16 protein-coding genes and 3 pseudogenes are annotated in these 13699 nt (G+C 37.8%); 10 read left to right on the forward strand and 9 right to left on the reverse strand.

Annotated elements, in window-relative coordinates:
- Positions 1-198: 198 nt before the first annotated feature.
- From UN64_RS02860 to UN64_RS02880, 5 genes and pseudogenes are all read right to left on the reverse strand, one after another.
- A complete protein-coding gene (locus tag UN64_RS02860; protein ID WP_077359582.1) occupies positions 199-1062 on the reverse strand; it encodes an SDR family oxidoreductase in 864 nt (287 codons plus the stop codon).
- A 121-nt stretch (positions 1063-1183) separates the two neighbouring features.
- On the reverse strand, positions 1184-1624 hold the full coding sequence (locus tag UN64_RS02865; RefSeq protein ID WP_066238972.1) for an Rrf2 family transcriptional regulator: 441 nt from the start codon (positions 1622-1624) through the stop codon (positions 1184-1186).
- Between the two features lie 263 nt (positions 1625-1887).
- Entirely contained in the window at positions 1888-2415 is a 528-nt protein-coding gene (locus UN64_RS02870) for a DJ-1/PfpI family protein (RefSeq protein ID WP_077359583.1), read from the reverse strand.
- Positions 2394-2585 (reverse strand): annotated as a pseudogene (locus tag UN64_RS02875) (Tn3 family transposase); the annotation flags it as partial. The pseudogene UN64_RS02875 and the gene UN64_RS02870, both read right to left, overlap by 22 nt.
- A 60-nt stretch (positions 2586-2645) precedes the next feature.
- Complete coding sequence (locus UN64_RS02880) at positions 2646-2996, reverse strand: winged helix-turn-helix transcriptional regulator (RefSeq protein WP_077359584.1); 351 nt, start codon at positions 2994-2996, stop codon at positions 2646-2648.
- Positions 2997-3202: 206 nt separating this feature from the next.
- Here UN64_RS02880 and hxlA (UN64_RS02885) point away from each other — a divergent pair, with 206 nt between their 5' ends.
- From hxlA (UN64_RS02885) to UN64_RS21215, 7 genes and pseudogenes are all read left to right on the forward strand, one after another.
- Positions 3203-3835, forward strand: a complete 633-nt coding sequence (gene hxlA, locus UN64_RS02885; protein ID WP_077359585.1) for a 3-hexulose-6-phosphate synthase — start codon at positions 3203-3205, stop codon at positions 3833-3835.
- A gap of 8 nt (positions 3836-3843) precedes the next feature.
- Complete coding sequence (hxlB, locus tag UN64_RS02890) at positions 3844-4401, forward strand: 6-phospho-3-hexuloisomerase (protein ID WP_077359586.1); 558 nt, start codon at positions 3844-3846, stop codon at positions 4399-4401.
- A 617-nt stretch (positions 4402-5018) separates the two neighbouring features.
- Positions 5019-5342, forward strand: coding sequence for an ArsR/SmtB family transcription factor (locus UN64_RS02895; protein ID WP_077361097.1), 324 nt, complete (start codon positions 5019-5021; stop codon positions 5340-5342).
- A 20-nt stretch (positions 5343-5362) separates the two neighbouring features.
- A complete protein-coding gene (locus UN64_RS02900; RefSeq protein WP_077359587.1) occupies positions 5363-6328 on the forward strand; it encodes a TIGR03571 family LLM class oxidoreductase in 966 nt (321 codons plus the stop codon).
- Positions 6329-6418: 90 nt separating this feature from the next.
- Positions 6419-6619: a hypothetical protein gene (locus UN64_RS02905; protein WP_077359588.1), complete on the forward strand. Its 201-nt coding sequence runs from the start codon at positions 6419-6421 to the stop codon at positions 6617-6619.
- 156 nt (positions 6620-6775) lie between these two features.
- Positions 6776-7801, forward strand: coding sequence for an LLM class flavin-dependent oxidoreductase (locus UN64_RS02910; protein ID WP_077361099.1), 1026 nt, complete (start codon positions 6776-6778; stop codon positions 7799-7801).
- Positions 7802-8061: 260 nt separating this feature from the next.
- Positions 8062-8268 (forward strand): annotated as a pseudogene (locus UN64_RS21215) (thioredoxin family protein); the annotation flags it as partial.
- 184 nt (positions 8269-8452) lie between these two features.
- Here UN64_RS21215 and UN64_RS21220 read toward each other — a convergent pair.
- On the reverse strand, positions 8453-8761 hold the full coding sequence (locus UN64_RS21220) for a YitT family protein (protein ID WP_245801946.1): 309 nt from the start codon (positions 8759-8761) through the stop codon (positions 8453-8455).
- Between the two features lie 493 nt (positions 8762-9254).
- Between UN64_RS21220 and hxlA (UN64_RS02925) the strand changes: the two genes are divergently transcribed.
- From hxlA (UN64_RS02925) to UN64_RS02935, 3 genes and pseudogenes are all read left to right on the forward strand, one after another.
- Complete coding sequence (gene hxlA, locus UN64_RS02925) at positions 9255-9887, forward strand: 3-hexulose-6-phosphate synthase (protein WP_077359590.1); 633 nt, start codon at positions 9255-9257, stop codon at positions 9885-9887.
- A gap of 116 nt (positions 9888-10003) precedes the next feature.
- Positions 10004-10183 (forward strand): annotated as a pseudogene (locus UN64_RS21990) (hypothetical protein); the annotation flags it as partial.
- Positions 10184-10275: 92 nt separating this feature from the next.
- Positions 10276-10995, forward strand: a complete 720-nt coding sequence (locus UN64_RS02935) for a 3-ketoacyl-ACP reductase (RefSeq protein WP_077359591.1) — start codon at positions 10276-10278, stop codon at positions 10993-10995.
- Between the two features lie 59 nt (positions 10996-11054).
- Here the strand turns inward: UN64_RS02935 and UN64_RS02940 are convergent, their stop codons facing one another.
- The 3 genes from UN64_RS02940 to UN64_RS02950 all read right to left on the reverse strand — a co-directional run bounded on the left by UN64_RS02940 (position 11055) and on the right by UN64_RS02950 (position 13669).
- Positions 11055-11318, reverse strand: a complete 264-nt coding sequence (locus tag UN64_RS02940) for a hypothetical protein (RefSeq protein WP_077359592.1) — start codon at positions 11316-11318, stop codon at positions 11055-11057.
- A gap of 488 nt (positions 11319-11806) precedes the next feature.
- On the reverse strand, positions 11807-12697 hold the full coding sequence (locus tag UN64_RS02945; protein WP_139343005.1) for an aldo/keto reductase: 891 nt from the start codon (positions 12695-12697) through the stop codon (positions 11807-11809).
- Positions 12698-12952: 255 nt separating this feature from the next.
- A complete protein-coding gene (locus UN64_RS02950) occupies positions 12953-13669 on the reverse strand; it encodes an SDR family oxidoreductase (protein WP_077359594.1) in 717 nt (238 codons plus the stop codon).
- Positions 13670-13699 lie beyond the last annotated feature (30 nt).

Genomic DNA, 13699 nt, shown 5'->3' on the forward strand with positions numbered 1-13699 from the left:
ATTATGAGCGGTTTTGCCATAAAAATCAGGGGATTGATCTAAAATACTTAATCACATATGGGATCTCTCTTTCTATACCAGTCTTTATTACAATCATCATATCTTTTTATACATAACCATATTAAAGCAAAATATAAGTAAAAACAGACCACTTGAATGAACCAAAATCCTACTGTGATCTTTTTTTTGTAAAAATCATCAAGCTTGTAGAGCTTGTTTTACCAAATCTTCTAGTGAAGTTGGTGTACCGATCAGTTTTTGCAAATCTTCAGACGTTCTGGAGGTCTCCCCTTCAGAAACTGCTTGATAAATACCGGCCGACATTTCAACCACTGGTTTTGGCAAACCTACATTGATAAGATAATCTTTCATTTCATCATAGGAAACAGGGCGGTGAACAACCTTTTTACCTGAGACTTCAGTAAGAACTTGTGCAAGCTTATCGAAGCTCCAAGGCTCTGAATTTACTAGATTATAGGTGTTATTTACATGGCCATCCTCCGTCAGAGCTGTTGCAGCTGCCAAAGCAAGGTCATTCCGAGTCACAGCATTAAGGACTCCTGTTCCAGCATTTGTTACGAGTTCTCCTCGCTCTACGGCACCACCAAGTCCTGGGTTGACGAATACCTCTGTGTAAAGAGCATTACGCAGGAAAGTAAAGGGTATGCCTGTTGTACGGATGGCATATTCTGTAGCCATATGGACAAGTGCTAGCGGTATCTTAGACTCTTCACCAAAAGCATATCCAGTGTAAGCTATATGTTTGGCACCTGCATCTCTTGCTGCTTGGACAACATTGGCATGCTGTCGTACACGAAGAGTATCATCCATGTCTGGGCTAGAGATGAATAATAGCTTCGATGCTCCGTCAAAGGATTTTTTCATCGATTCAAAATCCATATAATCTCCATGACGAACTTCAACTCCAAGCTTTTCTAAATCGGAAGCTTTTTCTACATTTCGAACACTTGCCACTATCTGATTGGCAGGCACTTTTTTTAGTAAGTGTTGAATTACAAGATTTCCTAATAATCCAGTTGCACCAGTTACAACGATTGACATTCGTAAATCCTTCCCTTCTTTAAAAAAATGGTTTCAAGAGATGGTAGTATAACCGAAATGGTTACAACGAACTTAAAAAAATTTCACTATAACCAAAGTGGTTACAACACATATGAAAAAATTAGCTCTCTAATGAGCTAGTTTTTTTGCTTATTTCCGTTACCATTTGACCAAGAGTAACGTTAGCTAATTCCCTTTCTAAGACCATTTGGGCTTGAAGCATCTTGGATCGAAATACAGATTCGATATTAGCACCTACTGGACATTCAGGATTGGGATTCTCATGAAAATGAAAGAGTTCATCCTCCTCGACCACTTCGACTGCCCGATACACATCAAGCAACGTTATTTCATCCTTCTCTTTCGTTAAGTATGCCCCTCCAGCTCCAGGTCGTACATTGACTAATCCAGCTTTTTTCAGCTTCCCGATAATCCTACGAATGATAACTGGATTTGTCTTGACGCTTTCTGCAATAAACTCGGATGTACATGGAGATGGGCTTAATGCGAGAAGAGATAGAATGTGAACAGCGACGGAAAAACGACTGCTAATTTTTTTCATATCTTTCACCCTCTCGATGTAACCATTTTAGTTTCACCAAAAACGGATGTCAAGGTATTGAGCTTCTAGGATGAGCGTAAAGTGTTTGAAGAAATTAAAATGGCATAGTGATTAAGTTATACAGATGCCTATCGTGAACTTAGATAAAATATAGAACCGCAGAGCAAAAGCTTTACGGTTAAAGTATGAAGTCTGTTGGGGTCAGGAAACCCATTACGTCTATTAATTTGTTCTCCATATTCAATTGAATATGGACACCTATTTCAGTAAACTAAGAAATTCCCGCATAAATCCTGTAGATCCGGCCAAGCTTGACCCGATACAAGGTTTTGATGTATATGTATCTGTTCGTCGATGTACTTTGCTCCACAGGCCAACACATCAGGTCTACAAGAAGGGTAAGCTGTATATTCTCGCCATTGCATCAATTCAGGAATAACAGTCAATAACTGAGCCACATGACAAATTGCTCCAACAGGCTTATTTTCCCGAAAAAAGTGACTGATAATAGGTGTTACAGCTTCATTCATACGAATATATTCAGGTGCGCGACCTCCTGGAATAATCAGGCCATCAAATTCCTCTGGGCTAATATCAGTAAATGCGGCATGAGATTTAAGATCATAAGCTGGTTTTTCCACAAACGTCTCCATTCCCTCTATAAATTCATGGACAACCGTATGCAGCTTCTTGACTGCAGGAGAAGCAATCGTTACATCATACCCCTCCTCTAAACAACGGTAATAAGGATAAAAAACCTCGAGTGCTTCTACCGCAACTCCTGTAACAATGAGTTCATAAAGTCTCCGGCATGTTTTATATGCCTAGTCAAATATGGGCTAAGCATGACAATATCTTCTTTTGAAAATACATAGCCTTCTTTAGAAGGTTCCCACAAAATAAGTGTTATGTCACATACATTTTGGAATATTACTGCGTTGGCAACTAAATCATTATATCGTGCAGAGTTTACACTTTTTCGAAGCCCTAAGAGAAACTCTTTTTTTTACTGGATAGACAATTATTTTTCTGTTTCTTTTTCCAATACATTCTCAATATAATCTTTACCCCAGTCATACATAGCAGCCAGAATAGGCATCAGACTTCTTCCATACTCAGTGAGTGAATATTCAACTTTTGGCGGAACGACAGGATAGACTTCACGATGAACAATCAAATGGTCTTCAAGTTCACGCAATTGATTAACAAGCATTCTTTGAGTGATACCAGGCATGAGGGCCTTTAGTTCACCAAAACGTTTGGTTCCTTCTTTTCCTAGATGCCACAATACCAGCATTTTCCATTTTCCGCCAATAATCGAAAGAGTCAATTCTTTTTCACAATTAAACACTTTTTCTCCAAGATTCGGCATTTATTTTCACCTCCAATTCTTATTATGTCCCATAGTATACTTTTTGTTACTATATGATAAAAAAGTGCATACTTTTAATTTATCAACATACCCAGTATACTGAGTATCGTTCCGTTAGTAAATAGCTATCAATCGGATACAATAACACCGTGCAAACTAAAACTATATAAGCACAATTATAAGATTATATAAGGAGCGAGTAATATATGAAATTACAATTAGCATTAGATCTTGTAGATATTCCAGGAGCCATTGAATTGGTGAAAGAAGTGGAAAATCATATAGATGTTGTAGAAATAGGCACGCCGGTTGTGATTAATGAAGGCCTTAAAGCAGTAAAGGAAATGAAAGCTGCCTTCCCTAACTTAACTGTATTAGCTGATCTTAAAATCATGGATGCAGCTGGATATGAAGTTAGCCAAGCATCTGCAGCAGGCGCTGACATCATCACCATTCTTGGTACAGCTGAGGACGAGTCCATTAAAGGTGCTGTAGAAGAAGCAAAAAAACAAGGTAAACAAATCCTTGCTGATATGATCGCAGTTAAAGACATTGAAGGTCGTGCGAAAAAACTGGATGAACTTGGAGTAGATTATATCTGCGTTCACACAGGTTATGATCTTCAAGCTGTAGGAAAAAATTCTTTCGAAGACCTTGCAACCATTAAGAGCGTTGTAAAAAATGCGAAAACGGCTATTGCAGGCGGAATCAAATTAGAAACACTTCCAGATGTGATTAAAGTACAACCAGATCTTATCATCGTAGGTGGCGGTATCACAAGCAAAGACGATAAAAAAGCAGTTGCAGCAAAAATGCAAGAATTGATTAAAAAAGGTTAATTATAACTATGAAAACTACTCAATATTTAGCTGAAGTCGTTCAAGAATTAAGTCGTACAGTCGACTTAATCTCTGACGAAGAAGCAGAGAAGTTGGTTAATAAGATTCTGGAATCTAAAAAAATCTTTGTTGCAGGTGCGGGCAGATCTGGATTTATGGGCAAATCTTTCGTGATGAGAATGATGCACATGGGGATCGATGCTTATGTAGTCGGTGAAACTGTAACAGCAAATTTAGAAAAAGATGATTTGTTGATCATCGGTTCAGGTTCAGGTGAAACGAAAACCTTAGTTTCAATCGCTGAAAAAGCAAAAAGTTTAGGTGGGACGGTCGCAGCTGTAACGATTTCCCCTGACTCCACGATTGGAAAAATAGCTGATATTATCATTAAATTGCCTGGATCACCGAAAGATCAATCTGATAGTGAATATAAGACCATACAGCCAATGGGGTCACTTTTTGAGCAAACGATGTTATTATTTTATGATGCATTGATCTTGCGTTTCATGGAAAAAAAAGGCTTAGACTCTACTAAAATGTACGGCAAACATGCCAATCTCGAATAGTACACTTTATAAAATATGGAAACATCATAAAGACCGCATTCATTTCTTTTATGAATTGCGGTCTTTAATGCATTACAAATAACACAGCCCATACAGGAAATAAAAAATAGCCACTAATTCAGTCCCTTCTTTGGCCGGATTGAGATCAATATTGGTAGAGCACAGCCAATAATTTAGCCATCACTCACATTATGAGCCTTATTTGGGTTATCACCAATATTACTGGTAGGACCCCTGTCTATATTAGTTTCTGTTATACTTTTAAAATGTTTAGATTTGGTTATAAGAGTAGGATAAGTGGCATATAGCAATACTTCCGAAGATTTATCTCCTAATTTAGAAGCTTCATCTATGATCAATGACATCTGTTTGAAATCAAAACGTGTTTTTGGATGACACCGAAAAACATAACCTCTAAGCTAATTTGTGTAGTTCCTTAAAAGCCGTTTCCTAGTCTGTCTAAAGCATAAAATTTGATTTTGGGTATAAAGGAAAATAATATAGAGATATCGCAAATTATCAATATCCTTTTGTTCGATTAGTTTATACGCATTCCAAGCAAAATAGCTTTTAATAAAATCAGAAAGGGGCGGGTACCGTTGAATCGGGAATCAAATATGATAAATGACGAACAGGCGGTTGATATTTTCAAGGCTCTGTCAAATCAAATAAGAGTAAATATTCTGCAAATGTTGAAAGAACCAGATAATAATTTTTCCCCGCAGGCCCATGTCATCAAAGGTAAAGGCTTTGATGGCGGGGTTTGTGTTAGTGATATTTGCAGCAAAGTAGGACTATCACAGTCCACTACCTCCCAGTACTTGTCTATCCTATTGCAAAGCGAGCTGGTGGAAATGAAACGAATCGGACAATGGACTTATTATCGACGCAATGAAAAAACGATTAAACAGTTTGAAAAGTATATAGGCTTAAAAATATAACCTTTTAAGGAGGACCAACAGTGAGTTTTCAAAATCACCGTGCTTATAGCAGCATGTACCAGAAAGACAAAATGACACTCGGATTTGTCCTCCCGACTGCCAGGATGTCTAAAAATCCGATTATGGAGAATCAGCTGGAGCTTGCCCGTAAAATTGAGGAATATGGCTTTGCTTCATTATGGCTCCGTGATATTACGATGCAGAATTTGAATATTGATGATAACGGCCAAAAGTACGATTTATGGATTTATTTGACGTATCTTGCTGCCTATACGAAGCACATTGCGTTAGTGACAGGAAGTGTAGTTCTCCCTTTGCGCCACCCCGTCAGGGTAGCCAAGGAAGCTGCATCAATCGATCAATTGTTTCCAGGTCGATTGATTATGGGAGTGGGATCCGGGGACAGGGAAAAAGACTTTACAGCTTTGGGGATATCCAAGCAAGAAAGCGGTCTGTTATTTAAAGAAAATTTCGAAATTCTCGACCGGCTTTTAAAAGAGGATCAGCCGACAATCCACAGCCACACCGGGCTGATCGATGGTACAGATATGAGGTTAATTCCAAAGCCCGTATCTTCCATTCCGACCATGATGACTGGATTTGGCAATCAGTCTATCAATTGGATAGCCAGGAATGGGGATGGGTGGATTCAATACCCAAGAAGCATTATTCAACAGGAGCAGATTATCCAGGATTATCGTGCTTTAACTGAAGTTCATGCTCCAGGAGATTTTAAACCCTTCTCTCAAAGTTTATTCATCGATTTATCGGAAAATCCCGATGAAATACCTGTCCCCATACCTTTAGGTTATTCCGTGGGAAGAAACCGTTTAGTTGACCTACTTCATCAATTTCAAGCGATTGGTGTTAACCATTTGGCTTTTGTTCTGTATTTTTCCAAGCGCTCTCCAGAGGAAGTAATCCAGGAACTTGGAGAATTTGTTTTACCCTGCTTTCCAACCCATAAAGGTACAGGCCAGCTTTAAAAATTCAATTGTATAAGCAAGAAGAATTATGACAAAGAAAAAAGAACTTTCCCTTCAAAACATGCTTGATCTACGCAAAGAAATCAGAGCATGGAGATAAAAACGTTTTGGCTTGCTGAACATCATATTTGGGCAGGAATGGCGAGTTTAGTCACCCCGATTCTAGTTGGACGAGCAGCCTCTGTCATGGAAAAAATCCGTATTGAATGGCGCAATGCTGCTTACTATTATTTTCATCTTTTCGCGGCTGAGCGATTTTATGAAATTTTGGCTCAGGCTGCAGTAAATTAAACAGTGTCTAGTCTAATGAAGGATGTATTTTCTGCAGATATTTAACGGGTTATATTAATGTGATTTAGATTGAAGCAGTAAAAGATGACAAAGAAAACAACCTGTAATTTCTTTTATAGGATTGAAACGAAATTTTTAAAGAAAGAAGATGAGCATATGCCTAAAAATGATACAAAACAAATTACAGATATTCCATTCTCGGTCTTGGATCTCTCTCCAATTGCAGATAGAAGTACGCCGGCAGATTCTTTTCGCAATACTTTGGAGCTGGCCCGGCTTGTTGAAAACCTGGGGTATAACCGATATTGGCTCGCTGAGCATCATAATATGCCATTTATCGCCAGCTCTGCCACATCGGTAGTCATTTCCCATGTTGCAGCAGGTACATCAAAAATCCGGGTAGGTTCAGGCGGCATTATGCTGCCAAATCATGCACCTCTTGTTATTGCTGAGCAATTTGGTACTTTGGAATCATTATACCCAGGACGTATTGATCTTGGCTTGGGCCGTGCTCCAGGCACTGATCAACTTACCGCACGTGCATTAAGACGTGACTTGAGAAGTTCAGGAGAAGATTTCCCTGAGCAGCTGGCTGAGCTCCGGAATTACTTCGACCCTTCCCTGGCACAAGGATATAGTCATGTTAAAGCAATTCCGGGTGAGGGATTAAATATACCTATTTGGCTGTTAGGTTCAAGCGGATACAGTGCCCAGCTGGCAGGAGAGCTTGGACTGCCGTTTGCATTTGCGAGCCATTTCTCGCCACATAACACACTGCCGGCTATCCAGCTGTATCGCCGTTCGTTTAAGCCTTCTAAAGTACTGGACAAGCCGCATGCAATGGTAGGGCTAAACATCATTGCGGCCGACACAGATCAAGAAGCTGAGCGGCTCGCTACAACATTGCAGCAGCAGTTCTTGAATTTGATGCGCGGGAAGGAAGTCCCATTGCAGCCGCCAGTGGATAATATTAATGATATAGCGAGCGACTATGAAATAGCTGCCCTTGAGAATCAATTAGGAACTTCGATTGTCGGCAGTCCTCAAACCGTAAAAGAAAAGCTAGAAAAGTTTCAGGATGAAAGTCAAGCCGATGAAATCATGGCAATCGCCCAGGTTTACGATCATAAGGCCCGCCTCCATTCCTATGAAATATTGGCAGAAATTACTCAGCTAAAATAGGTCAAAACTATGAATTTCGAAGTATCTTCCCATGTCGGTTCTACTTCAGGCTTCCTTTAAAATATTTTTTAATAAAATACGATTAAGACTAATTCATGTTTATTTTTTTAGCTTCAGGAAATAATAAAAAAATAGTTTGAAGCAAGGAGGTTTTATATTTGTTAAAGAACTTAAATGAAAAAGATTTTGATACAACAGTTAAAAATTCAGAAAAACCCGTTGTCTTAAAATTCACAGCAGATTGGTGACCAGGCTGTAAACAACTGGGTCCAGTTGTAAGCAGTGTCTCAGAGGATTTAAATCAAATTGATTTTTACAGCGTGGATGTTGATGAATCACCTAATCTTCCTAAACAATTTGGAGTAATGAGTATTCCCACGATGATTTTATTTAAAGATGGCAACGAAATTGACCGAGTAACAGGAGCGATTCCTGAGGAAGCAGTAAGGGAGTTTGCATTACAATAGAGTTAGAAAAGCAGACGGATTGTTTCGTCTGCTTTCTGTTATTCATCTATTCACTTTTATCGTTCAATGTTCCTGTTCCAGGAATAACGCGTTGCTTACGAATTAGAAAATTATCTGCATCAAGAAGAAGAGCCTTTTTAATTTCGAATAAATAAATGGATTGGTTTGTACAATAGATTATTTTCTACTTTTTACTTAAAAATCCACCTTCACCATATAAATAGGTAATACTCATATTCAATTCTGTGACTATCCTTTCACAAATTACAACAATTCCTACCCCTACACCTAAAATTACTCCGCCGTAAATTACAATTAACCCATCCGATTGTGTAATAACAGGCATGGATTCAAAAAGAAATAATCTAAAAGAAGTAATGATGTTTGCATACAATGTTCTAATCACAAATGTTTTTCCGACTTCTTTAGCTGTAAAGGGTAAGATAGGGATATTTAAACCTAAAAGAAGTGCAAATATTGGTAAGTCCCACATGGCATTTGCATAATTGATAAGGCAGTTACCCCATCATCTTGGCGCTAATATCATTTCTAACCCCATTGCTACAATAGCCGCTCCTACTGTTAAAAGAATATAATCAAAAATTTATTATTCAATCCCCGAGCTAGAAATGTCTTTATTAATAAGAGATTTTTATAAACAACATCAACAATGACAATTGGGCAATTATCAAGCAACTTATACAGAAAATAGACCATGCGGAATAGTGCATTGTTTCTTCTAAAGTTAATATTATAAGCAGTTTGTCTTATAGTATACTTTTTAACACTATGTAAAATAAAAGTGCGTACTTTTAATGTTGAATCATACGTTGTATACTTGCAATTGTTCAGCGAGAGGACATGATATTCCTTATTGATCGCAGGCACAGATAAAGCTTAAAGGATTATATTACTGAAAAAGTATTATTACACTTTGGAGACTTTATCAGTGTATAACAATAAAAAAATTATAGGAGTGAATATAAATGAAATTACAATTAGCATTAGATTTAGTAAATATCCCAGAAGCAATTGAGTTAGTTAAAGAAGTGGAGGAGCACATTGATATCGTTGAAATCGGTACACCGGTTGTAATCAATGAAGGTCTTCATGCTGTAAAAGCAGTTAAAAAAGCATTCCCTAACTTAAAGGTATTAGCAGACCTAAAAATCATGGATGCAGCTGGTTATGAAGTAATGAAAGCTTCTGAAGCAGGTGCAGATATCGTCACAATTCTTGGAACTGCTGAAGATATGTCAATCAAAGGTGCTGTTGAAGAAGCGAAAAAACAAGGTAAAAAAATCCTTGTTGATATGATTGCTGTAAATGACCTTGCTGGACGTGCAAAAGAAGTGGACGCTATGGGCGTTGATTATATTTGTGTTCATACTGGCTACGATCTTCAAGCAGTTGGAAAGAACTCTTTTGAAGATTTACAAACCATCAAAGGTGTTGTAAAAAATGCCAAAACTGCAATCGCAGGTGGTATTAAGTTAGACACACTTCCAGAAGTCATCAAAGTACAACCAGACCTTGTCATTGTTGGTGGCGGAATTACTGGACAAGCTGATAAAAAGGCTGTTGCTGCCAAAATGCAACAAATGATTAATCAAGGGTAATTCAGATCATGAATACAACTCAATACTTGCTGAAATCATAAAAGAGTTAAATCGCTCCGTAGATTTAATTTCGAATGATGAAGCTGAAATATTAGTTAATGGGATTCTTGAATCAAAAATACCAGTCGGAAAGTGATTTGAAGACGATTCAACCAATGTGCTCATTATTTGAGCAAACACTTTTACTATTTTACGACGCTGTGATTCTTCGGTTCATGGAGAAAAAAGGTTTGGAAATCAATAAAATGTACGGTAGACACGCCAACAAAATAAACATATTATTCCTCGAGTTCTAAATATGAAAGACCGCAAGCTGTTTCAATGCAAGATTGTGGTCTTTCTGTTAGAATGAACTACTTCAATTTGTAATAATTTTAGGAGTGATAAAATGATTTCTTTAAATGGAAAAACTGCAATAGTTACTGGCGCAGGAAGAGGCATTGGACGTGCTACTGCTATTGCCTTAGCAAAAGAAGGCGTTCATTTAGGCCTAATCGGCTTAAATATGTCCAATCTAGAAAAGGTAACTGCTGAACTAGCACAATTTGATGTAAAGGTTTCTGCAGCAACAGCAGATGTGACCGACCTTGAATCCGTTACCCATGCTGTTGAGCATATCAAATCAGACTTAGGCCCAATTGATATCTTAATCAACAATGCTGGTGTTGCTAAATTTGGAGGGTTCCTTGATCTAACACCAGAAGAATGGAAAAAAATCATCCAAGTCAATTTAATGGGTGTGTATAATGTAACAAGAGCAGTATTACCAGGAATGATCGAAAGAAAATCAGGAGATATCATCAATATCTCTTCATCTGCTGGCCAAAAAGGTGCTCCTGTTACAAGTGCATATAGTGCTTCTAAATTCGCTGTTTTAGGGCTAACAGAATCACTTATGCTAGAAGTAAGAAAACATAATGTCCGTGTTACTGCTTTAACACCAAGTACAGTCGTTACAGATTTAGCCATTGATTCAAATCTTGTTAAAGGCAATGAAGAAAATGTGATGCACCCAGAAGACCTTGCAGAATTAGTCGTGGCTAGTTTGAAATTTAATCCAAGAGTATTCGTTAAAACAGCTGGATTATGGTCAACAAATCCATCATAAAACGAAGCAGATCCAGTTGGGTCTGCTTCTTTAGTTCGTACAAAATACTCTTATATGTATCAGTGATACAAGGACATTACTTTCTCTAAATCAACAATTAACTGGTTAACTTCATTCTGTGCTAAGCGTACAAGCATTTGATCGTATAAAGTAATAATTTGTCCATCCTCTTCATGCTGATGTTTTATTAAATAATGATAGATATTATTTAACTGGTTTTCATTAAGGACCGACTCTGTTTCGAAATTCTTAACTTTCTGTAAGGAAAATTCATTGATAGTCGAATCAAATTCACCTGCAATAATGTTCCCTTTTACGAACATCCTCTCACTCCTCAAAGTCAGTATAGGATAGTTTTCCCACATAATATGTTAAATAAATCTTATTCCTCCCCTATTCCTACCCCTTCATCCTTGATTTTAATTAAAATTTTATTTAAGAACTGTTGTTTGAAGGACATATAATCACCTCATCATTAAGAGCCATTCATGGTTATCTATATTATGGTGAAATTTATATTCAAATATGCTTTTGCCTAACAAGTTTACTATTACAGAGGGTGCTGTAAAAAAGTCCCTTTCATTTGGGATGAGATGAGGAATCATCGACAGAATTCATTAAAGGCCTTAATATAAAATTGGAATGTATAAACCGTTCGTAAAAGTTCAATTTGATAAATACAAAAAATCGGGTCTTTTTTGCCAATAAAATAAAGAGAAAAAAACTGTATGGAATAAATTCTACACAGTTTTTCTAAAATCCTATTAGATTGTCAGCAACTCCAACAAGAGTCCTTTTTAAAAGTGAATTTTCAAATAATATCCAATGGCATTTTTCTAGTAGGTTTAGGAAATACTTGATCAATTCTATTGAGATCTTCTTCAGTAAACTCAATTGTTGCTGCTTCAGCATTTGCTAAAACATGTTCCTCTTGAACCGCTTTTGGAATAGCGATGACGTTATTCGAACGGATGGTCCAAGCAAGAGCGATTTGTAATGGTTGGACATTGTATTTGTCAGCAATATCATGAATGGTTGGATCGTTTAAAAGCTGTCTTCTTAATGAGCCTCCTTGAGCAAGGGGACTGTAGGCCATGATTGGCATGTTATGTTCATGCTGCCATGGTAAGAGATCGAAGTCGATTCCTCTTGAACCTAAATGGTATAGCACTTGGTTCGTCACACAATTTTTTCCATTCTTAGTTTTCCATAGCTCTTCCATATCAACCGTGTCAAAATTAGAGACGCCCCATCTTAAAATTTTCCCTTCTTCACGTAGTTTTTCCATTCCTTCAATTGTTTCCTCTAAAGGAACACGTCCTCTCCAGTGGAGAAGATATAAGTCCAAGTGGTCTGTTCCGAGTCGTTTTAAGCTATTTTCACATGCTTTTGAAATCTTATCTAAACCTGCATGATGGGGATACACTTTTGAGACTAAATAGACTTCATTTCTGCGTCCTTTAATGGCTTCGCCAACTAAGCGTTCAGAGTCGCCATTTCCGTACATTTCAGCAGTGTCAATAAGTTTCATACCCAATTCTAAGCCAAGCTGCAAGGCTTTTATTTCTTTGTCTCTCACTTGGGGATTTTCCCCCATGTACCATGTTCCTTGTCCTAAACTAGGTAAAGAAGTGCCGTCAGGCAGGGTTACCACGTGTTTGGCTAATGCATATTTAATTTCCGCTCTTTTCTTTTCATCCATTAGGCTGACCCTTTCTTTTATGTATTTGGGTATCATAGAAGTAGAATGTTAACGTCTCTTCGAATAAAGTACGCATAAATTTAGAATTTCCACAACCAAAGAAATCCTTCTTTGTTTCATTTTATGGCCATTTCTGCTTACGTCTGTGCTAAAAAACAAAGAAGTGAGGATGGCCTATAAGTGTCTGACACTTTGAGTCATCCTTACCACTTCTATTCTAAACCAATTTATCAATCGACTTTGATATCAAATGGATTAGATCAGATGAGCTCCTCCATCGATAAGTATCGATGAGCCAGTTGTAAACCCATTTTTCACTAGGTAAACATAGGTTTCAGCAATATCTTTAGGTTGAGCAACACGTCCGACAGGTAATTGCTTAGCAATCCCCTGGTACATATCTTGTCTTTGATCTTCTGGCATTCCGCCGTAAAGAGGAGTGTCAACGATACCAGGTGATACCACGTTTACTCTAATAGGTGCCAGGTCTACCGAAAGTCCTCGTACTAATCCATCGATTGCTGAATTAATGGAAGCTAGAGTCGTTGCACCTTGAGGAGGACGAACACCATATACACCAGAAGTTAATGTAATAGAACTTTCATTATTTAAGTATGGAAGAGCAGCACGAACCGAAATATACTGGCCCCAGAACTTACTATCAAAAGCCTCTCTTACGGTTGCAACAGGCAGTTCGCTAAAGTGACCCATAGCGCCTTCACCTGCAGTAACCACCAGGTGATCAAATTTCCCAACCTTCTTGAAAAAGTCTGCAACCTTTTCCTCGCTGCGAAAGTCGATTTCATAGCCCTCTACGTTACCACCAAGCTTCATTTTTGCGTCAGATAATTTTGAAGCAGAACGGCTAGCAATAATGACTTGAGCGGATTCATCGAGAAACGCCTTAGCAGCCGCTAAACCAATACCAGATGTACCTCCTAAAACAACCACTCTTTTTCCTTTTAATGACAACGTCATAACCTCCTTTATTCATATATAATA

The organism is Fictibacillus arsenicus (assembly GCF_001999465.1).
GTDB lineage: Bacteria > Bacillota > Bacilli > Bacillales > Fictibacillaceae > Fictibacillus > Fictibacillus arsenicus.

Excerpts from the sequence above, each read along its gene's own strand:
- UN64_RS02865 (WP_066238972.1), bottom strand. The coding sequence starts at position 1,624 with ATGAAAAAAATTAGCAGTCGTTTTTCCGTCGCTGTTCACATTCTATCT.
- hxlB (WP_077359586.1), top strand. The coding sequence starts at position 3,844 with ATGAAAACTACTCAATATTTAGCTGAAGTCGTTCAAGAATTAAGTCGT.
- UN64_RS02880 (WP_077359584.1), bottom strand. The coding sequence starts at position 2,996 with ATGCCGAATCTTGGAGAAAAAGTGTTTAATTGTGAAAAAGAATTGACT.
- UN64_RS02910 (WP_077361099.1), top strand. The coding sequence starts at position 6,776 with ATGCCTAAAAATGATACAAAACAAATTACAGATATTCCATTCTCGGTC.
- hxlA (WP_077359585.1), top strand. The coding sequence starts at position 3,203 with ATGAAATTACAATTAGCATTAGATCTTGTAGATATTCCAGGAGCCATT.
- UN64_RS02860 (WP_077359582.1), bottom strand. The coding sequence starts at position 1,062 with ATGTCAATCGTTGTAACTGGTGCAACTGGATTATTAGGAAATCTTGTA.
- hxlA (WP_077359590.1), top strand. The coding sequence starts at position 9,255 with ATGAAATTACAATTAGCATTAGATTTAGTAAATATCCCAGAAGCAATT.
- UN64_RS02895 (WP_077361097.1), top strand. The coding sequence starts at position 5,019 with ATGATAAATGACGAACAGGCGGTTGATATTTTCAAGGCTCTGTCAAAT.
- UN64_RS21220 (WP_245801946.1), bottom strand. The coding sequence starts at position 8,761 with ATGTGGGACTTACCAATATTTGCACTTCTTTTAGGTTTAAATATCCCT.
- UN64_RS02940 (WP_077359592.1), bottom strand. The coding sequence starts at position 11,318 with ATGTTCGTAAAAGGGAACATTATTGCAGGTGAATTTGATTCGACTATC.
- UN64_RS02935 (WP_077359591.1), top strand. The coding sequence starts at position 10,276 with ATGATTTCTTTAAATGGAAAAACTGCAATAGTTACTGGCGCAGGAAGA.
- UN64_RS02905 (WP_077359588.1), top strand. The coding sequence starts at position 6,419 with ATGGAGATAAAAACGTTTTGGCTTGCTGAACATCATATTTGGGCAGGA.
- UN64_RS02945 (WP_139343005.1), bottom strand. The coding sequence starts at position 12,697 with ATGGATGAAAAGAAAAGAGCGGAAATTAAATATGCATTAGCCAAACAC.